Source organism: Limnospira platensis NIES-39 (genome assembly GCF_026000695.1).
GTDB classification, from domain to species: domain Bacteria; phylum Cyanobacteriota; class Cyanobacteriia; order Cyanobacteriales; family Microcoleaceae; genus Limnospira; species Limnospira platensis.
The window spans coordinates 685,495-709,457 of the sequence record NZ_AP026945.1; the positions used below are offsets into that span (position 1 = coordinate 685,495).

Annotated in this window: 16 protein-coding genes; 7 read left to right on the top strand and 9 right to left on the bottom strand. The window is 44.7% G+C overall.

What is annotated here, in order from left to right; translation table 11 throughout:
• Positions 1-125: 125 nt before the first annotated feature.
• The gene (locus tag N39L_RS03530; protein WP_043467991.1) at positions 126-5,321 is read left to right on the top strand and encodes a protein kinase domain-containing protein; all 5,196 of its coding nucleotides are present in this window, start codon (positions 126-128) and stop codon (positions 5,319-5,321) included.
• An 84-nt stretch (positions 5,322-5,405) separates the two neighbouring features.
• On the opposite strand, the gene N39L_RS03535 is transcribed toward N39L_RS03530, so the two are convergent.
• From N39L_RS03535 to N39L_RS03550, 4 genes are read right to left on the bottom strand one after another with little or no spacing between them, the layout of a single operon-like run.
• Positions 5,406-6,005 (bottom strand): TerD family protein, encoded by a 600-nt coding sequence (locus tag N39L_RS03535; protein WP_006618876.1) that lies wholly within the window; start codon positions 6,003-6,005, stop codon positions 5,406-5,408.
• A 30-nt stretch (positions 6,006-6,035) separates the two neighbouring features.
• On the bottom strand, positions 6,036-6,605 hold the full coding sequence (locus tag N39L_RS03540) for a TerD family protein (protein WP_006618875.1): 570 nt from the start codon (positions 6,603-6,605) through the stop codon (positions 6,036-6,038).
• A 23-nt stretch (positions 6,606-6,628) separates the two neighbouring features.
• Positions 6,629-7,162 carry a peptide deformylase gene (def, locus tag N39L_RS03545; protein WP_006618874.1) on the bottom strand — a complete coding sequence of 178 codons (534 nt, stop codon included), beginning with the start codon at positions 7,160-7,162 and terminating at the stop codon, positions 6,629-6,631.
• A gap of 39 nt (positions 7,163-7,201) precedes the next feature.
• On the bottom strand, positions 7,202-8,479 hold the full coding sequence (locus N39L_RS03550) for an HhoA/HhoB/HtrA family serine endopeptidase (RefSeq protein ID WP_006618873.1): 1,278 nt from the start codon (positions 8,477-8,479) through the stop codon (positions 7,202-7,204).
• Positions 8,480-8,628: 149 nt separating this feature from the next.
• Here N39L_RS03550 and dnaA point away from each other — a divergent pair, with 149 nt between their 5' ends.
• On the top strand, positions 8,629-9,990 hold the full coding sequence (dnaA, locus tag N39L_RS03555; protein WP_006618872.1) for a chromosomal replication initiator protein DnaA: 1,362 nt from the start codon (positions 8,629-8,631) through the stop codon (positions 9,988-9,990).
• On the opposite strand, the gene N39L_RS03560 is transcribed toward dnaA, so the two are convergent.
• From N39L_RS03560 to N39L_RS03570, 3 genes are all read right to left on the bottom strand, one after another.
• Positions 9,987-13,271: an SNF2-related protein gene (locus N39L_RS03560; protein WP_006618871.1), complete on the bottom strand. Its 3,285-nt coding sequence runs from the start codon at positions 13,269-13,271 to the stop codon at positions 9,987-9,989. The two genes, dnaA and N39L_RS03560, sit on opposite strands and share 4 nt — an antisense overlap.
• Before the next feature lie 311 nt (positions 13,272-13,582).
• On the bottom strand, positions 13,583-16,912 hold the full coding sequence (locus tag N39L_RS03565; RefSeq protein ID WP_014274330.1) for an Eco57I restriction-modification methylase domain-containing protein: 3,330 nt from the start codon (positions 16,910-16,912) through the stop codon (positions 13,583-13,585).
• Positions 16,884-17,045: a hypothetical protein gene (locus N39L_RS03570; protein WP_158307541.1), complete on the bottom strand. Its 162-nt coding sequence runs from the start codon at positions 17,043-17,045 to the stop codon at positions 16,884-16,886. The genes N39L_RS03565 and N39L_RS03570 overlap by 29 nt, the downstream gene beginning before the upstream one ends.
• A gap of 74 nt (positions 17,046-17,119) precedes the next feature.
• Here N39L_RS03570 and N39L_RS03575 point away from each other — a divergent pair, with 74 nt between their 5' ends.
• Both N39L_RS03575 and dnaN read left to right on the top strand, forming a co-directional pair.
• The gene (locus N39L_RS03575; protein WP_286131398.1) at positions 17,120-17,242 is read left to right on the top strand and encodes a hypothetical protein; all 123 of its coding nucleotides are present in this window, start codon (positions 17,120-17,122) and stop codon (positions 17,240-17,242) included.
• Positions 17,243-17,739: 497 nt separating this feature from the next.
• Positions 17,740-18,921 carry a DNA polymerase III subunit beta gene (gene dnaN, locus N39L_RS03580; RefSeq protein WP_006618869.1) on the top strand — a complete coding sequence of 394 codons (1,182 nt, stop codon included), beginning with the start codon at positions 17,740-17,742 and terminating at the stop codon, positions 18,919-18,921.
• Positions 18,922-19,126: 205 nt separating this feature from the next.
• On the opposite strand, the gene N39L_RS03585 is transcribed toward dnaN, so the two are convergent.
• Positions 19,127-19,309 (bottom strand): hypothetical protein, encoded by a 183-nt coding sequence (locus N39L_RS03585; RefSeq protein WP_006618868.1) that lies wholly within the window; start codon positions 19,307-19,309, stop codon positions 19,127-19,129.
• A gap of 177 nt (positions 19,310-19,486) precedes the next feature.
• On the opposite strand from N39L_RS03585, the gene N39L_RS03590 reads away from it, so the two are divergent.
• Positions 19,487-20,038 carry a DUF2854 domain-containing protein gene (locus tag N39L_RS03590; RefSeq protein WP_006618867.1) on the top strand — a complete coding sequence of 184 codons (552 nt, stop codon included), beginning with the start codon at positions 19,487-19,489 and terminating at the stop codon, positions 20,036-20,038.
• Positions 20,039-20,105: 67 nt separating this feature from the next.
• Here the strand turns inward: N39L_RS03590 and N39L_RS03595 are convergent, their stop codons facing one another.
• Positions 20,106-20,375: a CRR7 family NDH-1 assembly protein gene (locus N39L_RS03595; RefSeq protein WP_006618866.1), complete on the bottom strand. Its 270-nt coding sequence runs from the start codon at positions 20,373-20,375 to the stop codon at positions 20,106-20,108.
• Between the two features lie 263 nt (positions 20,376-20,638).
• Between N39L_RS03595 and N39L_RS03600 the strand changes: the two genes are divergently transcribed.
• Both N39L_RS03600 and sir read left to right on the top strand, forming a co-directional pair.
• Positions 20,639-21,871: an RNA-guided endonuclease InsQ/TnpB family protein gene (locus N39L_RS03600; RefSeq protein ID WP_014274333.1), complete on the top strand. Its 1,233-nt coding sequence runs from the start codon at positions 20,639-20,641 to the stop codon at positions 21,869-21,871.
• Positions 21,872-21,932: 61 nt separating this feature from the next.
• Positions 21,933-23,933, top strand: a complete 2,001-nt coding sequence (gene sir / locus N39L_RS03605) for a sulfite reductase, ferredoxin dependent (RefSeq protein WP_014274334.1) — start codon at positions 21,933-21,935, stop codon at positions 23,931-23,933.
• Positions 23,934-23,963 lie beyond the last annotated feature (30 nt).

Sequence of the window (23,963 nt, forward strand, 5' to 3'; positions counted from 1 at the left end):
CGCCCATTTATAGGTTTACTAATTCAGGGTTAAAAGTAACCAACTGTGAATAGTTGTTAATCAGCTAGGGAACAGCTTGACGGGGAAAATGGGGGGAGGGGGGGAAATATATCAGCAGGAATTTAATGGCTAATTTGCAGGTTGAGATGGTAACTAACTCTACCAGTCGGAAGGTGAGCCTAAATCAGATGGAAGCCTCCAAACCAACAGTTCAAATACCAGGGTATGAAATTCTCGATCTTATCTACAACGGCTCGAGTACCGCTGTTTATCGTGGTTTGATTAGTGGCGATCGCCAACCTGTGGTAATTAAATTATTGCACGATCGCTATCCTAGCGCTAATGAACTGGAGAAATTTCGCCACCAATATACTATCGCCCAATACCTGAAAGGATTACCAGGAATTGTTAATATATTAACTCTGCAACCCTACGGTAATGGATTAGCCTTAATTATGGCTGATGATGGGTTGATTTCTTTGGCTGAATATATCTATGAGTATCCCCTGGATATCCCCAAATTTTTGACTGTCGCCACGGCTATTGTGCAAATTCTTGATGGTCTACACCGTCGCCAAATTATCCACCGGGATATTAAGCCTCAAAATTTGCTGATTGACCCCATTACTTTAGCTATTCAGTTGATTGACTTTAGCATTTCGATTAGACTCTCAGATAATGTACTTTTACCACATCATAATAAAGCCTTAGAAGGGACTCCGGCTTATATTGCTCCCGAACAAACTGGACGCATTAATCGAGGCGTTGATCATCGGACAGATTTTTATTCTCTGGGGGTGACTTTCTATGAGTTATTAACTGGAAAATTACCTTTTAAATACAATAACCCCATGTCGTTTGTTCACGCCCATATTGCCAAAAAACCTCAACCTCCCCATTTGATTAAGCCAGAAATTCCGTTAATTATTAGTGATATGATTCTGAAATTAATGGCGAAAAATCCTGAAGATAGATATCAAACTGCTTGGGGTATCTATATGGATTTGGTAGAGGCGAAGACACAATGGGAAATCGACAACCAACAGACATCTATTAAGCTGGGTTTTCCCTATGCAAGTTCCCCTGATAATTTGATAAAATTTAGGTTTGTCGAACTGACAAAACACCTATCTTTAGACGCTCATACGCAGTCGGAGGTTGACGAAAAATTGCAACGGTTAAATCCCTTAACTCAACGGCTATTACAGCAGGCTGCTTGTTTGGGGAATGAATTCGCCTGGGATATTTTATTGAGGGCTTCTCAGGTCTCACCAGCTCAAATGGGAGCGCTTTTGACTGAGGCGATCGCCGCTAATTTAATTGAGTTAGTAACGGCAAACTGCTATAGTTTTGTTAACCCTAGTATCCGCGCTGCTGCTTATCACCAAATTCTCCCTAATCAACGAGGTGCTATTCACCTAGAATTAGGCAGACGGCTTTACCCATATCTGACAGAAAAACCCTTTGATGGTCAGGGTAAAATATTACATTTTATGGTAGTCAATCAGCTAAATTTAGGTGTAGATTTAATTGGGGAACAGTCGGAAAAGGATAAGTTAGCAGAACTCAATTTAACGGCTGGATTTTTAGCTGTAAATCAGCACAATTACCCTCAAGCGATCGGATATCTGATCGTAGGTATCGGTGTAATTGGTGTGGAGGGATGGACAAGACAATATGAACTCACTTTAGCACTTTATACCGAAGCAGCACGGGTGGCTTATTTAGTGGGTAATGAGGAACAGATGAGTCAATGGTGCGATCGCATTTTGGCGGAAGCTCAAACTCTGGCTGATCAGGTAAAAGCCTGGGAATTAAAAATATTGATAGACCTTGATAAAAATGAATCCCAGACACCGATTATTAATACCATTAATTTATGTACACAGTTGGGGGTAGAAATTCCCCTTTATCCAAGTGAGGAGAGATTACAACAAGCGCTGGATAAATTGAGTGATTTATCTGATTTATCTCCGGTTGAGTCTGATAATTATGGGGGATTATTTAATGATAATCAAGCCGATAATCCCCGGCGCTTTGCAGTACATTTACTGTCATTAATTTGGGAAGCCAGTCGCCGTTATTATCCCCAAATGGCGCGGCTTATTGGCTTGGAAATGCTCAACTTATCAGTGGATTTGGGAATAAGCGATCGCCTGGCTGTAGCCTACGCTGCTACAGGTTTAATCTTGACAGAATCAGGAGATGTAGATAGGGGATATACTTATGGTAAATTAGCCTTGAAATGGCTGCCTAAGTTAGATTTTATACCCTTAAAATACCGGGTGTTACAATGGGTTAATCAAGGGATTATACCTCGCCGCGAGTCCCTAGCTAATTGGCGTTCTTGTTTACCTCCTGAACAGTTACCCCCCTTGGCTTATTTAACCGGAGTTGAATTAGGTTCTTTGAGTCCTACTCCAGCCATTAATACCCTCCAGGGTACTTTGACTGTAGAAGAGTGGTTGGCGAACTCATCAGAAGACATATTAACCTTTAATGATTATCTCGATCGCTTAATGGTTGCCTATATTTTGAGAGACTTTCCTAGGGGTTGGGAGTATGCACAATTAGCCAGAAATCATGTCAATAACGTAATTTGTGTGGTGTCAAAAGTCCTATTTTATGCCTATGATTCCTTAGTTCAATTAGCCATTCATCCCCCACCGCCAGAAGTTTGGGAAACCGTTAGGAATAATCAGGATATTCTGCAATCTTTTTGTGTATCCGCACCTCAAAACTTTAGGCATTTATGGGAGTTGGTAGAAGCTGAAAAATATCGAGTTTTAGGAGACCGTATTGAGGCGATCGAAGCCTATGACCGCGCCGTGGAATTAGCTCATCAAAATGGTCATAACCGCGAGTTAGCAGTAGCCAATGAACTAGCCGCACTGTTTTATTTAGACTGGGAACGCCACAAAATTGCTCGGACTTATTTAATTGATGCCTATTATGGTTATGCAAATTGGCAAGCATCCGCTAAAATAAAACTGCTAGAATCAGGTTATTTTCAACTGTTAAAACCTCTTCTTACTCGCCATAAATCACAGTATTTAGGAGCTACAGAAACCATTATTTCTAGTAGTACCGGTGCAGATGTTTTGGATTTGTCTACTACCATTAGAGCTTCCCAAGCATTGTCTGGAGAAATCGATTTAAAACAGCTATTGTCTAAGTTAATGCAAGTGCTATTAGAGACTGCGGGCGCGCAAAAGTGTTGTATTATTTTAGGCGATCGCTTATCCAATTTGGCTATAGAAGGTGTAGCCATTTGTGATATGATATCTACATCAAACTCTACCCATACAAATCCCGGCAAAATTCAAGTTATATCAGTGTTAGAATCTATCCCTATCACCAGTAGTCAACAATTGTCTAAGGGGATTATAGAGTTGGTAATGTCTACAGCAAACCCTGTCATTTTTGATAATGTTAGCCGTGATTTTATGAAGCCGCCAGAGGATGAATATTTACAGCAGAATAAACTATTATCTCTGTTGTGTATGCCGATTTATCATCGCGGCAATTTGGTGGGTATTTTATATCTAGAAAATAATTTAATTTCCGGTGCTTTTACCTCAGAAAGATTACAAATTCTCAATGTTTTATTTTCTCAAGCTGCTATTTCTATTGGTAATGCTCGACTTTACTCGAAAATTCGGGAAGGTGAACGACGCATGACTCAATTTTTGGAAGGAATGCCAGTTGGTGTGGCTGTAGTTGATAGTTTGGGGAAGTTACAATATATCAATCAACAAGCCAAACAATTACTTAATAAACAGCTTAAAATCGGTGATATTTGTGATGCTTTTTTACCCATGCTACAGCCATTTGTAGATGGTTCTGTAGACAGTACCAATGCGGTTGATATCCATCAAGAAAAAAAGGCGATCGCTAATTTTCTGGAAATTAATCAAGGCGATAAATTAATCCCTATAGAAAGTTGGGTAACTCCCTACTATAACGCAGAAGGTGATTTAATCTATGCAATTATTGCCTTTCAAGATATTACCGAACAACAACAACGGGAAATCGCTCTCCGAGAAGCTGAGGAACGATATCGCAGCATTTTTGAAAATGCCTTAGATGGCTTATTTCAGAGTACCATAGATGGTAAATATCTGCGTGCAAATCCCGCCATGGCTAGGATATTGGGTTATCATTCTCCAGAGGATATCATCAACAGTTGTGATGATATTTCCCAGCAAATATATGTCAATCCCGACGACCGCCAAACCTTTGAAACATTAATCAGAGAAAACGGAGAAGTCTCTAACTTTGAATGTCAGTTTTATCGGAAAGATGGTAGCAAAATCTGGATTTCTGAAACCGCCAGAGCCGTCCGAAATAAAGCAGGTGATTTACTCTACTATGAGGGACTATTAGAAGATATCACCTCACGCAAAATCGCCGAAAAAGAGCGATTAGAGTTATTAAATGAACTCTCCGAATTAAATCGCAATTTAGATAAAGCCTTAGATGCTGAATTTGAAATGACAGACGCTGCGGGTCGGTTTGTACCCCATCAGTTTCTTTCCTGCTTAGGTTATGAAAGTTTAGTCGAAGTTAAACTAGGAACTGCTGTTCAGAAAGAAATGTCAATTTTATTTTCTGATATCCGAGACTTTACCAGTTTATCCGAGGGTATGACACCAGAGGATAGTTTTAAGTTTATCAATGCTTTTTTAAGCCGTATGGAACCAGAAATTGTAGATAACTATGGTTTCATTGATAAATATATTGGCGATGGAATTATGGCTTTATTTGGTGAAAAACCAGACCACGCAGTTCAGGCGGGAATTGCTATGCTCAAACAATTAAGTGAGTATAATTTGACCCGTAGTAGACCCGGAAGGCGACCTATCCGCATTGGCGTAGGTATTCATACAGGAACCCTCATGCTGGGAACTGTTGGTGGTCGCAATCGCATGGATAGCACCGTTATTGGAGATGCGGTTAATTTGGCGGCTCGCATTGAGAGTCTCACCAAAAATTACAGCGTCTCCTTGCTAATTACCCACCAAACCTTAATGGGATTAGATGACCCTAATCAATACGCCTTTAGGATTATTGACAGAGTGAAAGTGAAGGGGAAAACTGATGCGGTAACAGTTTACGAGTTCTTTGATGCTGACCCCCCAGAATTACACGCCAAAAAGTTAGCAACTAAGGTATTATTTGAGCGTTCCCTATTCCGTTATTATCTCAACCATACCTCAGAAGCTAAACAGGGATTTCAGGATTGTTTATCTGAAAATCCTGATGATAGGGTCGCTAGAATTTACTTGAATCGTTGCTGGGAACAACTCCGCTATCAATAGGATTACCTAATTGTCTCAATTTACCGTTTTCCCCTCCCTTAGAGTTTCCTAGAATTGAGGCTTTGGTGTAGGGTGAGAATCGGTCTACATGAAGTGTTTAACAACCCCACTTAAATCTTGATTGAGGGGAGTACCCAAAGCCGTAAATTTCCATTTATCATTGTCTCGGTAAAGTTCCCCCATCAACATAGAAATTTTTTGGTCGTATGAAGGGTCTGCTGAGAGGTTATATAAAGCCATTTCTTCACCCCTAGCATCTACGACCCTGACAAAAGCATTTTCTACCTGACCAAAATGCTGTTGGCGAGTTTTAGCTTGGTAAATACTTACCCCAAGAATAATGCGGCTGTACCTATCTGCGATGGAATTTAAACGCATAAAAATACACTCATCATCCCCTTCTCCCTCCCCAGTTAAGTTGTCTCCAGAATGGTAAATTGTGCCATCACTAGACTTTAAATGACCATAATAAATCACATCATCTTTATAATTGCCGATTTTGTTACTATCCGAGAGTAAGATAGCATAAGCATCTAAATCAAAATCAGCACCTCCTCCGAATAAATTACCCAAAAAACCCTTAGATTCTGCTACATCCCATCCCAAACCCATCATCACATTAGATAGGTCATATTTACTTTTATCAAGGACAATACTTTGTCCTTTTTTCAGGTTAATACCCATGGTTAAATCTCCAAGTTTTGATGACGGAATTTAAACGTATTTATCTACGAAACTTTGCAATCCCTCATTATATCCCTGTCCAACTGCATGAAATCGCCATTCACCATTTTTATTATATAACCTGCCAAATTCGACGGCGGTTTCCCGAGAAAAGTCTTCTTCTAGGTCATACTTAGCAATCTCGGTATTAGTTTGCTGGTCATAAATACGGATATAGGAATTGCGGACTTGACCGAAATTTTGTCGCCGTTGGTCAGCATCATGAATGGTCACTACAAAAATCAATTCTTCAATAGCAGAATTAACCTGAGTTAGATCAATTTCCACAACCTCGTCATCACCACTTCCCGACCCGGTGCGATTATCTCCTAAATGGCGCACTGAGCCATCTGGGGAATTCAAATTATTGTAAAATACAAAGTATTCATCTTGGGGGATTTTGCCATTGCTGGCTAACATAAACACGGAAGCATCTAAATCAAAATCCACCCCGGTATCAGTAGCGTTGATATCCCATCCTAAACCCATTCCGACTTTTTCCAGTCCGGGGGACTCTTTGGCGAGATTAATCCGTTCACCTTTTTTAATGTTGACTGACATATTCGCTTCTCCTTGAACTAAATTTAGCTTTGAAAAACAATGCGTTTCTGATATTCGTCTTCTGTCATCATGCTATGGGAATCTGCTACCCTATCCAAAAATATGATCCCTTCTAAGTGGTCATATTCATGCTGAAAAATACGAGCGACAAACCCAGTTAGTTCTCGGTGTTCAAGATGACCGTCTCGGCTGGTATATTCAACTTCGATCGCCTGATAACGGTTCACAATTCCCCGAATTCCCGGAACACTCAAACAACCTTCCCAGTCAGCCACCATTTCATCAGATTTACCGATGATTTTCGGATTAATCATAGCAGTGGGTTCCATTTCGGGTGCTGCTGGATAGCGGATACTAGGACGGGAAGCGATGACTAAGATACGATCGCTATATCCCACCTGTGGCGCAGCAATACCCACGCCATTTTTTTCAATCACGGTTGCCATTAAATCATCAATCAGAGATTGAATGCGTGGTTCCCATATATTAGCAACAGGTTGAGCATGGTCACGCAGCACCGGGTCGCCTAACTGAGTAACCGCGAGTATATCTGCCATAGTAGTGTCTCCCAAATTCACAAACCGAGGTAGAACCGTTTAGCCAGTTGTTTGAGATGGCAAGTTCCCCGTTTTCACTTGCAAGATCCGGGAACTTCCGTTGCGATTCACCTCAATCTGTAGTATACTCCCTACAGTCTTACTTTGTACAATTTGCTGCACTCTTTCAGATGTTTTAATAGTTTGTTGGTCAAGATTGAGAATCACATCTCCCGCTTGCAGTCCCGCTAGGTCAGCAGGGGAGCCAGACACGACATTAACAATTAATACCCCATCAGTGTCAGGAATAGCAAATGGCAAACCTTGGGTATTTTGGAGTTCTTGGCGGAATCTTTCGGTGAGAGTGACCATTTCAATTCCCAAATAGGCGTGTTCAGCGCGACCGGAAGTGATTAACTGTTGAGCAATTTGTTGAGCATGATTAATGGGAATCGCAAATCCCAACCCCTGAGCGCCGCTGATGATGGCTGTATTCATCCCAATGACCTCTCCCTTAGCATTCAGCAGGGGACCGCCAGAATTACCAGGGTTAATAGCAGCATCAGTTTGGATGAATCCAATGCGCTTGTCAGGAACACCCACATCAGTGCTAGAACGTCCTGTAGCGCTAATAATTCCGACGGTTACGGAGTTATCAAGTCCGAGGGGGTTTCCAATGGCGATCGCCCATTCTCCGGGGGAGAGTGTTTCAGAATTTCCGATAGTGACAATGGGTAAATCGGTCGCGTCAATTTTAATAACGGCTACATCTGTGACCGAATCAGTACCCAACACCCGACCATCATAGCGGCGACCATCTTTTAGTATAACTTGCACGGTATCAGTGCCTTCGACGACATGGCTATTGGTGAGAATGTGACCATCAGGAGATAAAATAAACCCAGAGCCAGTCCCTTCCTCAAAGCGATCGCCAGGGGGACGCATACCCCTAGGAGGATTAAAAAAGTCCCTAGGGAGAGAATTCTCGAAACGATCGCGACTGACCCGCCGAGAAGCATTAATTCTCACGACCGCCGGACCCACCTTATCGACTGCTTCTACAATAAAGTTAGAGGCTCGGTCTGAGGAGGGATTAAAGGGGTGATTAAACCAATTAGGGGCGTTCAGTCTCGGTTGGGATCTAGTTTCTGGGATACCCATATCAGTCCGATCTGGGGAACCGACCTGAGAAACTGTTTCGCCATTAGGATTAACATTGTTGCCCAATTGGGTCTGTAGCCAGCGATCGCCCATTATCGCTCCGGTCCCGCCAATCAGCAAAAACAGAAAATAGATAATAGGGTGTTTCCAAAAGCCTTTTCTAGTGGTATCAGTCATAATGACTCAAATATAATTTAGTAGGGGGCTGTGCGGGGTTAGCATCTGATACCAACTTCCCGTCATGATCAGGCACTTTGTCCCAATCTAACATGATTTTTGCCAGCTCTGGCAGAATCGCCGGAGCAAATCTTTAATTTTGGTAAGCCGTGGATATTTCTGTTGAACAGTTATGGAATCAAGTTCTCGAACGTCTCCAGCTACAGCTTGGGGAGCCCACATACAACACCTGGATTAAAACGGCGATCGCCACTAGCCTAGAAAACCATTGTCTAGTAATTAGCACAGCTAACCCCTTCGCCTGTAATTGGTTACAAAAGCACTATCGGGAGATCATCGCAGATGTCGTGCAAGATATTTTAGGCGATCGCCTGGAAATTTGTATCACCACCGGAACCGGAGAATTAGTTACCATCGACCATCACAATCCTAGGGTGTCATCGAGTGGGTTAGATACCGTAGGGGAAGTAGTCCCCACCGTCCATAAACCCCCTCATCTTAATTCTAAATATATGTTTTCCCAGTTTGTGGTGGGGGCGGGGAGTCGTTTGGCTCATGCTGCGTCTCTGGCGGTAGCGGAGTCTCCCGGACGTGAGTTTAACCCTTTGTTTCTCTGTGGGGGGGTGGGTTTGGGTAAAACTCATTTAATGCAGGCGATCGGTCATTACCGCCTAGAAATTAATCCATTAGCTCGTGTTTTTTATGTGTCTACAGAAAAGTTTACTAATGATTTAATTACCGCGATCCGCCGCGACAGTATGCAGAGTTTTCGCGACCATTACCGAGCCGCTGATGTCTTGTTAGTGGATGATATCCAGTTTATTGAGGGGAAGGAGTACACCCAGGAAGAGTTTTTCCATACTTTTAACACTCTCCATGAGGCGGGGAAACAAATTGTCTTAGCTTCCGATCGCCCACCGACGAAAATTTCCGGATTGCAGGATCGCCTATGTTCTCGGTTTTCCATGGGGTTAGTAGCGGATATTCAACCCCCTGATTTAGAGACCCGGATGGCTATTCTTCAGAAAAAGGCTGAGTATGAAAATATGCGACTCCCCCCAGCGGTGATTGAGTATATTGCGACTAACTACACCTCGAATATTCGGGAGTTAGAAGGGGCGTTAATTCGGGCGGTGGCTTATATTTCTATTTCCAGTCTTCCCATGACTGTGGAGAATATTGCGGCGGTTTTAACCCCGAAAGAACAGAGGTCTGAGTCATCCCCAGAAATTGTTATTCAAGCTGTCGCGGAGAAGTTTAAGGTATCGGTGGAGGATTTAAAAGGTCATTCTCGCCGCCGAGAAATTAGTTTAGCTCGTCAGGTGGGGATGTATTTGATGCGACAGCATACGGATCTGAGTTTACCTAAGATTGGGGAAGTGTTTGGAGGCAAAGATCATACAACGGTTATGTATGGCTGTGAAAAGATTACCAAACGCCGCGATCGCGATTCAGAACTGCATCAGATTCTCCAACAGTTAAGCGATCGCATTAATTTAAACAGTCGTTAAGTCGGGTAGAACCACTCGTAGCAAATCAGTTGTAAATCCTCCTCGGTAATTTCGCGGATTTGGGATTGTAAACCCTCCTGGTCGGCGTTTAGACCGTCATAGAGTTCGTTTTCGCAGAACAGTTCGTCGAGTTCTGTCACCATTGCCAAAACCTCATCACTGTGCTTGTATCGATTCCAGATCGAGTCGATATCCTTTTTGTAGGTACGTTGCAATTCCCGCTGAGTTCCGATGACCCTCAAAACCTGATTTTTGATGTCAAGTTCTTCAGGTTCCCATTTTTCCCACAGTTGTGGCTGGCTGAGAACTTCTTTAATTTTGTGGAGATTTCCCGAAAGTCGCGGTTTAAATCGATTCCCCACCCGATCGCGTTTTAGAGATTCTAGCAGGTTTTTCGTCGCCCTTTCCAGGACGTAAAAAATAGCATTGTCGAAGGGCGCGGGCGGCAACAGTTCCGGGTCAGACCACTCGCATCTGATCCAGTCGAAGATTTTGCCCTTGTCCGCCACCAGGTGGCTCATATCAGTAACGATCGCCCCTCCTTGGCGCGGGTAGCAATGCCAAAAATAGCGATCGCGGGCTTTAAAAGCCAAAAAAATCCCCCCCTCCGAAAAATTCCGGTGAGGGATGTTGAAATAGCGGGTGCTGTGAATCCCCATGGGTATATCTTCGATTTTCCCCAAGTCCTGTTCTTGGATGAATTTAAGCAGCGGTAGGCGCATCTCGTCCAGGGAGACCAAATCTGATGCCAGTTCCAGTTCCGCCAGAATTTCCGCCTTTTCCTCCTCGCTATCAGCATCTTTCAACCGTCGCAATTCCTCCAGGGATTTATTCGAGATTTCCTCCCCCAGGACACTGGCATCTAACCCCACGCTGTTGTCGATTTCAGCGATGCGCTGTTGTAGGCGTTCCACCAAACCCAGTAGCCTTTCTAACCCTTCTTCGGGGAAACAGTTGTAGATGTAGAGCGTCTCGTAGTCCGTCCCTAATCGGTCAATTCGCCCCGCCCGTTGAATCATCCTCACCGGGTTCCAGTGCAGGTCATAGTTAACCAGAATCCCCGCATCTTGGAGGTTTTGACCTTCCGAAAGCACATCGGTGCTGATCAGGATGTCGATGGGGTCAAGAGCGATCGCCTCTTGTTCTTGGTCCGATTCGCAGTTAGATTTAGGCGCGAAGTGTTTAACTATCAATTCCCGCCGCCGCCCTGATGTTGACCCGGTAATCATTTCCAGCTTGGGATTACCCATAGCTTCCCGCCATTGTGCGTCCCCTGTCAGTGCCTCGTAGATGTATTGGGCCGTATCTTCAAAGTAGCTAAACACCAGGATTTTTTGACCTCGGAGGGTCAGTAGCAAATCCTGGAACGCCATTAGCTTGCGATCGCTTTTCTGGTCCTGTGGAAACTGCCGGATCTGTTCTAGGGTGTTCAAGATATCCTTGAGGGTGTGGATGTCCGTTTCTATCTGTTCTGTCAGTTGGGGGATGTCGTAGTCGCCCGAGTCGATATCTTCCAGTCGTCCCAGCATTTCCACCAGTGAGGTTTCCCCGTCATCTTCCACTTGAGCCGAAAGGATATATTTGCGGAAGTTTTTGCTATCGAGTAACTTCCCTTGGTGGGCGAGAATGTCGAAGAAGGCTTGCTGAAAGCTGGCTTGATTTTTGATAGATTTCTCGAAAGCTACCAGGGAACTTTCAAAGCGCTTCAAGTACAAAGCCTTTTGCAGCATCACCAGGGCCCGATTACATTTGACTTCCTTCTGGTCTTTCTGGTTGGCGCTGCGTTTAAATTCTTTGCTGTTGTAGGGTGCGAGGTTCAGACCATCCACGCGATCGCCAATATCAGCGTATAGACCCTGGAAACTCGCCTCGAAATTGTAGGTAAATTTCTCCAATTGTCGTTGGGGGAAGTGGATCTGTTTTCCGGCGATGAAGATCTGCTCTCCAGCATCCTGTCGTTTTTTCACGTCCTGGCGGCTGCGTCGGACCATGGTTTGCATCAGCAATTCGGTGATTTCCGCCTTCCCCTTCACCAACGCCCCAAAGTGCTTTTGCAGGTTTTTGATACCCCAGTCCTGGTAGTAATTGTCATTCCCACGGGTGATGAGTAGAAGCTGGTGGTACAGGTCGAACATCGTGTTATTGATGGGGGTTGCTGTCAACAACAGGACGCGCTTTTCTCGATTCCCGCTGCTGAGTAGTTTTCTCAGGGTTTCGTAGCGCTGGGTGGCGCTGTTGCGGAAGCGGTGGGACTCATCCACCACTACCAGGTCATAACGGTTATATTTAGCATAATCAAAGCCCTTTTGTCCCATTTCTTCGTGGGAGATGACATCGGCTTTCAATCCATACTCGTCTAGCTTCTTCTTCCACACCAAATCTCGCAATTGCGCCGGACACAGCACCAACGATCGCGGAACGTGGCCAGGTCGTCGGAGTTTGGTTAGGTAGTAGTCTATCACCCGCAAGCTGATGTAGGTTTTACCCAACCCCACAGCATCAGCCACCATACAGCCATTGTGCCGTTCAATTAGGGCGATCGCCCGCTCGAAACCTTCATGTTGAAAGCTGGCTAAATCTAGGCTAGTGCGATCGCCTTCGGCTACCATGGAATCGTCTTTAAACAGTTCCCAAAGGGCTTTTAAAAATACCTGGTAGGGGGTGTAAGGCTTGCTGCCAAATTTGGAGGCGTTGAGGGCTTCTATGAGCTTCTGTTTGTAGTCCAGGTCAACGCTGGGGTCCTCCCAAAACTTCTCGAACCAGTTAACTCGCAGGTCGCGGGCGATCACCGTGTTTTTATTGATGACATTAAGTTCCGTGTTTCCTTCCAATCCCGCCGGGGTGAGGTTGCTGGAACCGACGATGCTATAATTGTCGAAGATGTAGGCTTTGGCGTGCAGAAATTGCGATTTTTTTCCCTCCACTCCAAACAGCCGGACGTGGATATGGTCTTGCTGGAAAAAAGCGATCGCCCGGTCGATTTGCTGCTTGTATTTCAGGTTATATTCCCACTGTTCGAGTTGTCGTCGGGTTTCTTCTTGGAAGTATTTAACCAGGTCAATGCGATCGCTCTCTGCTGGTCGGATAGCCGGGTCACGTCCAATCAGCAACCGCAGCGATTCCAGATGGTTCATTGCTTCTTCCAAATGCACCCACGCCTCAATACGGAAAAATCCGGTCGCGATATCCAAAACCCGTTGTTCTTCGTTTTCAATCAGTTGTTTAAGGATGGTTTTCAGGGTTTTAGTCGAGTTATCGATATAGTCGTCGGTAATTAGCATGACCCCATTAATTAGATTTGATGATTGACCTGATTTTGGGCTGCTGGCTATCCTCTCAACCGGGAATTTACAACACCAAATCAGCTTACCAATTTTCTCTCAAAAAAACACCTCGAAGACCTTTCAAAGCCCTACTGCTTTTTTAATCAAACTCCCCAGCAATTGAGTCCCAACTTCCCCCGTAACAGCACCGGCTTTATCCTGAGTCTTTATAGGCTTCCATCTTCGGGTTTCCTGGTGTCAACCCATTGGGTGATTCTCCTAACCGCAAAACTATTTTCCTGATTAGATCCATGTCTCTTTTCACAAGTTTAATCTCCCCTAATAATCCTCATTTCCTCAGCCGTCAACCCGTACAGGTCAGCAACGCGATCGTCTATTTCCGCTTCCCACTCCTCAACTCCCACACCTTTCGCATCCAGACATTTTTGGACTAATCTTTCTATGGCTAGATAATCTGATTCATGTACAGAAGGTATGGGAACTTGTTTAAGTTGCTCTTTATAAGCGCGTAAAAAGCCATTTTGTAAATCATTACAAATATTAATTAAAAACCACCAAACTATAGATGAATTTAATATCGCTACAATTACTTTATTGTTAATGGGAATCATAAAGAGTGTGTCATTAAAATAAAAGTTTTCGATATCCAAAGCAAAAGTTGCTTTATCCATAATTTGTCTCAAAATAATTTTAGGCTGTTTAAACTCCTGCCAATAAGCACAACTTCTTAATTCCCAGAAATACTTACCCTGATCGCATCTCTTAATCAATCTATCCCTATAGCATTCCAACTTAAAATAAATAGCTGGATAGGTTTTAGCAAAAATCTTTTCTGCTTCTTTCTCAGTTTTCGCATCACTCCAGGGATGTTTTTTATTTTCCGATGATTCAATTTTAATTAAATATTGTTCAGCCCAATCAACACACCACCGTTTAACATCCCTTCCCCGCAAAAAAGGTTTTAATACCTCTTGAGAAGATGGATGTTCAGCAATCAACCTGTCCCGTGTTTCTCTGTCAACAACAAACGCCTCATTATAGCCTGTTTTAATCCCGTAATAAAACCGACCATTAACATACTCACCCAAAGGAGTACCAGCAGCCCGCAGCTTATCCAATAACCGCAATGTAGCAGGAGATTCTAACCGCCAACCATCAGCCGTTAACTCCTTCTGAAGAAGCAGAAAATTCTGTTTTTTAAACACCGCAGCAAACTCATCAATTGACTGTCCGATTTCCCAATTAAAGACCCGCGCTTGATGGTTGTCTGGTTTTGCCTTGTTGAGCAGGATAATGCTAGGATAAGCGATCGCCTCAAATACAGAAGCATCCCCGAAATCAATCAGCACATCAACCTTAGCCTTTTCCCCCAAGAATTTGCGGAGTTTCTCACCATACCCAGCCCGGAAGTATTTATTAGACGAGATGTAAGTTAAATGCCCTCCTGATTTGAGTAAACTCAAGCCTCGCTCATAGAAATAAACGTATAAATCAGCCACCCCTGTATAACACTCATATTCTGCTTTTAATGCTGGTTTCAACTCTTTAATAGCCTCTTGTCTCACATAAGGCGGATTGCCGATGACCACATCAAAGCCACCTTTTTCATCAAAAACATCTCGAAAGTGCAGGTGATACTGGAAGAAATTAAGAGAGATTTTCCCGGAGTTCACCTCCTCCCAAAAATTAGTTAGGTTGGTTAATTTATCGGTAATGTTATCTCGTTTATCCAAGAGGATTTTAGTGGGTTTTTTGAGGCTTTGAATTTTGCGATCGCATTCTTTTAACTGACCTTGTAGGTATTGAATCCGGTCTTGGACAGCCACCCTAAACACATTCATCTCAGCTTCCAAAATCTGCTTTCTGAGTTGGTAGCGTTCCTCCGTTTGAGCATCAAAGTATTGTTTTTGCAATGCCAGTAAAGGTTTAATTACCATCTGAATGGGAGTAACTGCCAACGTTCCCTGTTGGTCTTTGGTGGGATCTGGGATTAATTGTTCACCATGAATCGTAGAAATTAAACTATTCCCACACATTAGTTTATAGTCAAGGTTAGGCAGAGGTTCCACATCTTCGATGCCGGGAATATCCACCACCAGCGACAACCACATTCGCAACTTCGCGATTTCGATCGCCTCTGGTTTGATATCCACCCCATAGAGGTTGTTAGCGATCATGTCGCGCTTCCACTGGCTAATGGTCAGGCTGCCGCGCTTCACCGTCATCCCTTCCCGCCGGGCGATCGCCTGTCTCACGTTCACCATAATTTGCAGCATCCCCAGGGGAAACGCACCCGAACCTACAGCCGGGTCAAGTACCTTAATATTATCCAGTGCTTTCTTGAGCGATCGCACCTGTTGGGAACTCATCAATTGATTAAAATCAGAGTCGGTTAAGTTCGGGTCATAGTCGATCAATTTTCCCACAGTTTCCAACTCCATGCCCGTTTCATCCGCCAGATAGCGGCATAACACCTCCGAACACATGAACTGGACAATACCTCTGGGAGTGTAGAACGTTCCCGACTTGCCGCGTTCTTCCACTTCCAACATATTCTCAAACACCTTCCCCAACATTTCCGGGTCAACCGCCACGTCCTCATCCCCCGCCACATTTTCCGCAACGGTGAAGTTGTAGCCGTTGAAATAACTCAGGATGCTGTCCGTATCTGCGGGGTCAAATATCGAGTTAGGAAGTCTCACCGCCTCCGGTGTTTCTCGTCCAGCCGCATCGCGTATACCCTCGCCGTAGTCGCGCTCAAACAGCCCCCCGTTGAGGTAAGGAATTTTCCCCCAGGGGGATTCGCAGTCGGGTCGTTGGCGGTTCAGGGTGTCAAAAAACAGGGGTTCGAGGATATCCTGGTAGTAGTCGCAGTCCTCCGACTGAAAACCGTTTTTCCGGTATTGGTGGGTCAAAAACTGGCGATCGCCTGCCAGAAACTCTTTTTTCTGGAGGAAATACAGGAACATCAGCCGCCCCAACAGTCGCTGAGAGAACTGGTGCAGCCTGTCTCCGTCCTGAAAATAGGGGTGGGGGTTATATTCCATCACCACCGCTTTCACCCGCTCGAATAGGTCACGATAGCCCCTGTAGAAGCTCTTGGTCAGTTGTTCCACATCGAAGGCTTCGCAGTGTGCTTGGTACAGTTGGGAGGGGGATTTACCCTTAACAGCCAAGGCTTCCAGGCGATCGCGATCGTAGGCGGTGGGGTTAGTGCGATCGATGAGTAGTTTGCGAATGTTGCCCTTGATGTTTTTGTTCTCGTCGAAGGCTTTGCGGGGGTTCACCAACATCAATTGGTTATAATCCTTGGTAGCCATCAACAGAAATTCCGTGCTTTGCTGTCCTAACTGGTTAGCGATCGCCTTCATGCGGCCACTCGCCGTGCTAGGTGTTTCCCACTCGCCCCCGCGTAGTTGGAACAGGATCACCTTAAAATCCGGGTCGCCGTTTTCCTGTTGGGCGATTAAGTAAGCCCTATCAACCGCCTCAGCATGGCGATCGCTCAGGTCCACATCTTCGGGATCAAATTCTTCGCAGCAGGTATCGTATCCCAACCGCCGGAATAAATCCGCGATTTTCTCCGGTCCGGTCAGACCCCTGATATCTTCAATTCCCAGCAAACGTTGGTTGGGCATATTGGCTTTCTAATGATGCGATCGCTACCCTGTCAACTCCCGTCAAATACCCGGTAGTATTTGAACAAGCCAATACAGCCCATAGGCGATCGTTATTCTTCGGCTGCTGGCGGTTTCCAGTATACCCCCCCACCCACAACCAAAACTCCCATATTTTACAATTCTTATTAATTCCCCTATCGCCATGGTTTTAATATTTGCCTAACTATGACTCTAATTCCTCATCTAACATTCAGAAAAATTCCGTTAATTTATATTAAAAATATCCCCCAAAAATTCCGCAATTATAGCCTATTTATTTATATGTTAATTAAATGCAAAATTGCTTAATATGCCGCCCTTTGGGAACAGACCTGGCGTCAATTCCCATACACATTAAAGCCCCTCTGACTCCCTCCGACTCCGGGAGACAGCTAAAAAACCATAATCTGGGGGCGGGTTCGGAACTGTACCCATGGTTTATTGATATTCTCGCCCGTAGGGGAGGAACTAGCCTTCTCCCATTTTCAGCCTCAAGCATACCCTGTGGAAAATGTTGTGGATAACTTGCCTATTGTTGCCAAATACTAAGATTCACAGGGGATTGAACCGGACCAAATCCCTATCGATTTGATGGATTTTCCACAGTTTTTCCACAGATACTCATAGGATGGAACCCTGAACCAGATGCAAATTTAAGCCTAATTTCCACAATTTCCACACTGGCTCGCCACCCCCTAAACAATTAGGTTCAACACCTAGGTTCAGAACTTATCAGAACTTAGGCGATCGCCACGCCGCCATCAGAGATATAATATTAGATTCAGTCCCCTTGCTAAATACCTGAAATGCGGTTAATTGTAGAACAGGAACAACTCAGTTCTAATCTATCCTTAGTTTCGAGAGCCATTCCGTCGCGTCCCAGTCACCCGATTTTGTCTAACATTTTGGTGAAAGCTGATGCGGACACTCAACAATTGAGTCTAACCGCCTTTGACTTGAGTATGGGAATTAACGCCAGTTTTCCGGCTCAGGTTCAGCAGGGGGGAGTTTTAACCTTACCTGCTAAATTGCTCAATGATATTGTCTCCCGTTTACCTGGGGGCGATATTGAGGTCAATGATGAAGACACCGAAGCTGTCGTTACTCTAACTTCCAGTTCAGGACGCTATCAAGTCCGGGGAATGGTGGCTGAAGAGTATCCAGAGTTACCCTCCGTCCAAGGTGAACATAGCATTCAACTAGCGGCTGATAGTCTATTGGAAGGCTTAAAGGGAACTCTCTTTGCTACCAGTCCTGATGAAACTAAGCAAGTCCTAGCTGGTGTTAATCTCAAAGTCGGAAAAGATACCCTCTGTTTTGCTTCCACCGACGGTCATAGACTCGCAGTGGTCAAGGTGGAAAATGTCCGAGACCCCAATAGTGAAGAACAAGAAGACCTGGAAATAACTATCCCAGCACGCGCCCTGCGGGAGGTGGAACGCATGATTGTAAGTGCTAACTCAGGGCGACATAGCACCGCCACCGAGGAAGAAGCCACAACCCCCCTCATGGTGACTTTAGGTTTTGATGATACCCAAGTGGTTTTTGACGTGGGAACTCGTCGTTTGAACTCTCGTAAGTTGGAGGGCGCTTATCCGGCTTATGAACAGTTAATACCTAATAAGTTTTTAAGCCAGGTTAATGTTGAACGACGGACCCTTTTGGGGGCTTTAGAACGGATTGGGGTTTTAGCCAGCCAAAAAAATGATATTGTTAAATGTATCATTGATGAGGTAAATCAACAAATTTCCCTATCTGTAGAAGCTGCTGATGTCGGGAATGCTTTGGAGTCAATGCCTGCTCAGATTTCCGGTGAAGAACCCAAGGAACTTGCCTTTAATGTCAAATACTTAATGGATGGGTTAAAGGTGTTAAATAGTTCGGAAATTCAGATACAGTTAAATGCAGCCAGCACTCCCGTAATTATCAATCCTTTGGGAGGTTTAAAAATGACTTATTTAGTGATGCCTATTCAACTGCGTAGGTAGTAGCACCACAAGACAATTCAAGTGAGTCAACTGTAGACAGGGGCGGGGATAGAGCCGTTAATTAAGGATGCTTTTCGCGGTGAGCATAAAACCATACTGCGCCGCCAAAACATCCCTGATGATTTGACTCCGCCTCGCCCCGGTAAAATATAGATAATGGCTGGGATTTGGAGCCGGTATCAAACCCTAATCTATGACCAGAAACTTAATTATTTTCTGATTCTGGAAATGTGCGTTTGAAGTCTTCTAGCAACTCATCCATTTCCTCGAGAGCCTGATTTACATCAATTCGCAAAGGCCCTAAATTAGGTTTTTCCAATAACTTGAGTAGAGCTTCCCGTTGGCTCTCAATTAAGGCAACTCGCTCTCGGATCTTCTGTGAATCCATGGATTATCCTCTTGTCACCTAGGTAGTTAGATTTCGATAATTCTAGCATCAAACTCAAGTTTTGTGTTCTGGTGATGTGAAAAAAACGGGACTGGGGAACTGTAAATGATTGGGGTTGACGGGCAATTTTTTGGTAAAGTATTGATTGATGCCAACAATTTATAATTAGTTAATCTGATGTTTCGGAAAATTTCTCTAGCTCAAGTGGGTTTAGTGCTGGGTGGGTTAATTACTGTGGTGGGGTTTGTCGCCTATTTTGCTGACTATGCTACCCTAAATCTAGCGGGATTTTTTTATGGGATTCCCCTATTATTGGGAGGACTGGCTCTGAAAGCGGCAGAAATTAAACCTATACCATTTTCTGAACCGACAACGCCAGAAGTCCTCAGCAAGCGGGAACAACAGGCGACCCCTACTCAAAATCAAGTGCGATCGGATGTTACCCGCTATCGTTATGGCCAATCGGCTCACCTCATTGATGCGATCGAACGCCTGAAACTAGGAGGGAATGATGATGAACATCCACAGCTCCAAGCCTTGCGGGAAGGGGTAGTTGATGGCAGTTATGCGTTAATTTTAGAATTTTACTCGCCTTTTGTGCCTCTATCGGTTTGGGAAGAAAAGCAAACCAAAATTGCTCAATTTTTTGGTCCGAATTTGCGGGTACAGGTGACTCAACCAGACACTGATTGCGTGGATTTAATCATGATTGCTGACACGGAAAGCTAATTGAGTGGCAAATTTGGGGTTAAGGTTGAAATCCCATAGCTTGGGAGGGTGCTGGTGTATATGCTACCTATTCGGGATTGCCTTTTTCTAAACGTACTGCATACCACTGTAGATATTTTCCGGGTCCTAAATCAAGATCACAGCAGGTATTGATAAGATATTGGGCTTGCTGTGAGGGTGTGGGAAACTTTTGGAGTTCACGGGGGAGATCATCTTGTAGTTGGGCTAGAATAGCCTGTAACTTGTCTGTAAGTTCGGCGACAGTCATAAGTTGCTCAGGTTGGTTAGGCTCCAAGACAACAAAGTGATCTTCCTGGTACATTAGAGAATCTGCCATAAAAAGTTTTGACCAAATCTGATCTGATGGAGGACAATCTCTAGCATAATCGTGGTACGATCATTTTGCTAGGTGCGAGACGTTCAGGTTCAGACTATCGGTGTTTAAACACAATTGGGTGTGGCTTGGAATTTAAAAAATGTTGCGGAATTCCCCTTCCTCGCTTGCAGGGAGGGGATGAATAGCAACCAATAAACAAACTGAGCGATAGCGAATCCTCGGATGATCAGCTACAATTTTATCGGCAACAGCAAATAAAGATAATGTATAAGGGGTACAAGTATCGCATCTACCCAACCGACGACCAAAAAGCGTCTCTCGCCAAGGCGTTTGGATGCTGTCGTTGGTATTGGAATTTGGCACTCAACCTATGCCAAGAAACATATCTCAAGACAGGCAAAGGATTATCTCGTGGATATATCCAGGGTCTGTTGCCAGGGTTAAAAAAGGAATACCCTTGGCTAACGGATGCCTATTCCCAGTCTTTGCAAGTTGTTGCTCTCAATCTTTCCACTGCCTACAAAAACTTCTTTGAGAAGCGGGCGCAATTGCCCCGTTTCAAGTCAAAGCATGGTCGGCAGTCATTAAGTTATCCCGCCAACGTTAAGTTTGAGGGAGACTATATCAAACTACCTGGGAAGATTGGGCTAGTCTACTGCCATCGTCATCGAGAATTTGAAGGGACAATCAAAACTGTGACGGTCTCCCAAAATTCTGATGGACAATACTATGCTTCGGTATTGGTGGATGATGGGAAAGAAACTCCCAGTCAGTCTACCGAAGGTAAAGCAGTTGGCATTGATGTTGGATTGACTCATTTCGCCATTACCAGTGATGGGTCAAAGTATGATAATCCCCGTCATTTCGCCAAACATCACCGTAACCTTAAACGCCAACAACAAAAACTATCCCGCAAGCAAAAGGGTAGTCAGAATAGAACTAAAGCCCAACAAAAAGTAGCTAAGGTTTATAGCAAGACTGTCCGTTGCCGTGAGGACTTTCTACACAAACTATCCCGCCAGATAGTCAACGAAAACCAAGTTATTGCTGTAGAGAATCTGAATGTAAAAGGGATGGTACGAAACCACAAACTAGCCAAGGCGATTAGTGATGTAGGCTGGGGAATGTTTACCACAATGCTTAAATATAAAGCGGAGTGGGAAGGAAAAACCTATATTGAGGTTGATCGTTTCTTTGCATCCTCTAAAACCTGCCACGTTTGCCTCAACCGAGTAGATAGTTTGTCGTTAGATATTCGTCAATGGCAATGTCAACATTGTGGGACTTGCCATGATCGAGATGTCAACGCGGCACAAAATATCAGAAATGAAGCCTTGCGGATACTTCGACTATGCTCAGTACAAGTATTGTCGTTGGGAACCAGCGATACTGCCTGGGGAGGGAGTGTAAGACAACCTGGCAAAACATCGGTTTTGTTAGATGCAGTTCCCGTTGAATCAGGAAGCCCCATCCTCGCCAAAGGCAGGGTGGGGTAGTTCACGCTAAGTCAGGTTCAGCCTCGATGTTTTTTTGTTTTGACTGGCACTTCACTTTACTATGACAAGCCCTACATTTACGAAATCAGCGCAAAAGCTCTCTAAACTTGAAGCTATCAAAGAGCGCAGTAATCAACTGCGGGAGCCTTTAGCAACTGAACTGCTCAACGATCGCAACTATTTGACAGAGGATGCGGTTCAGATTCTCAAGTTTCATGGCTCCTACCAACAGGATAACCGAGATAATCGGGTTCCGGGACAAGAGAAAGATTATCAGTTTATGTTGCGAACCCGCAGCCCAGGCGGGTTTATCCCCCCTGAACTTTATCAGACTCTGGATCATCTAGCGGATGAATACGGGAATGGGACGCTGCGGACAACTACCCGCCAAGGGTTCCAACTCCATGGGATTCTCAAAAAGAATCTGAAAACGGTTCTCTCTAGCATTATCAAGAGCATGGGATCGACTCTGGGTGCTTGTGGAGACTTGAACCGGAATGTGATGGCTCCTCCGGCTCCCTATTGCGATCGCCCTGAGTATGAGTATGCGAAAACCTACGCGAATTATATTGCGGATCTGCTGACTCCTCAGACTGGGGCTTATTATGAAATTTGGCTCGATGGAGAAAAAATAGTTAGTGCGGAGGAAAACCCGGAAGTCAAAGCGGCGCGCGATCGCAATGGTAATGGCACAATTTTCCATGAGGGGGAAGAGCCGATCTATGGCAAGCATTATATGCCGCGCAAATTCAAATGTGCGGTAACAGTCCCAGGAGATAACTCTGTTGATATTTATACCCAAGATGTGGGTTTGGTGGTCATAACTAATGCGGCGGGAGAATTGGAGGGCTTTAACGTCCTAGCAGGAGGCGGTATGGGTAGAACTCACCGCAAAGAGGAGACCTTTCCCCGTATAGCTGATGAAATTGGCTATGTCGATCGCGCTGATATTTATGATTTGATGAAGGCGATCGTAGCAACTCAGCGGGATTATGGCGATCGCACTAACCGCCGCCACGCGCGGATGAAATATTTAATTGAGGATTGGGGAGTTGACAAATTCCGCGCTCAGGTTGAGGATTATTTTGGCAAACCCCTAAAACCTTTTAAACCCCTGCCTCCTTGGAAATATCAAGATTACCTGGGATGGCATGAACAGGGCGACGGTAAATTATTTCTGGGTATCTCGGTGGAAAATGGCCGGGTGAAAGATGACGGAAGTTTCCGGCTGAAGGCGGCTTTACAGAAAATTCACCAAAAGTTTGAGTTGCCAATGTTAATTACAGGCAACCATAACATTATCCTGTATGAGATTTCGCCGAAACACCAGCAGCAAATCGATCGCCTCCTGAAAGAACATGGGGTTTTGCCAGAAACCGAAATTGATCCTCTGGTCCGCTATGCCATGGCCTGTCCGGCTTTCCCAACTTGCGGATTAGCAATTGCAGAATCTGAACGTGCAATCCCTAGTATCCTAGACCGGATTCGGGTATTGTTGGACAAGGTAGGGCTGGAACAGGAGCATTTTGTCGTTAGGATGACAGGATGTCCCAATGGATGTGCCAGACCCTACATGGCGGAACTGGGGTTCGTCGGTAGCGCTCCCGACACCTACCAGGTTTGGCTGGGAGGCTCTCCTAACCAAACGCGACTAGCTGAACCTTTTATGGAACGGCTGGCTCTATGTGACCTAGAAGCAGTTCTGGAGCCGATTTTTGTTGGCTTTAAACAGAATCGGCAACCGTCCGAGAGTTTTGGCGATTTTTGCCATCGTGTTGGTTTAGACTCCATCCGCACTTTTGTATCCAATTACCAAGTAAATTCCTCGATGAACATTGAGACGAAAGAAATCCCTGTCCCAACTTCGCCAGAAACACTCTCTAATGATGCGACTGCGCCCCAAGCTCCGGTCGATCCTAGCAAAATCCGACATCGGGTTAGTGTGCGTCATGACATCTATAGTCAACTAAAAGATGAGTCGAAACGCCAAAGCAAACCAATTGTCGAAATTGCTACCCAGGCGATTGAGGAGTACCTAGCTAAGGTTCGCGCTGAGTCCTAATTGCCTTTAATGGCTGATTAAGCAATCCCC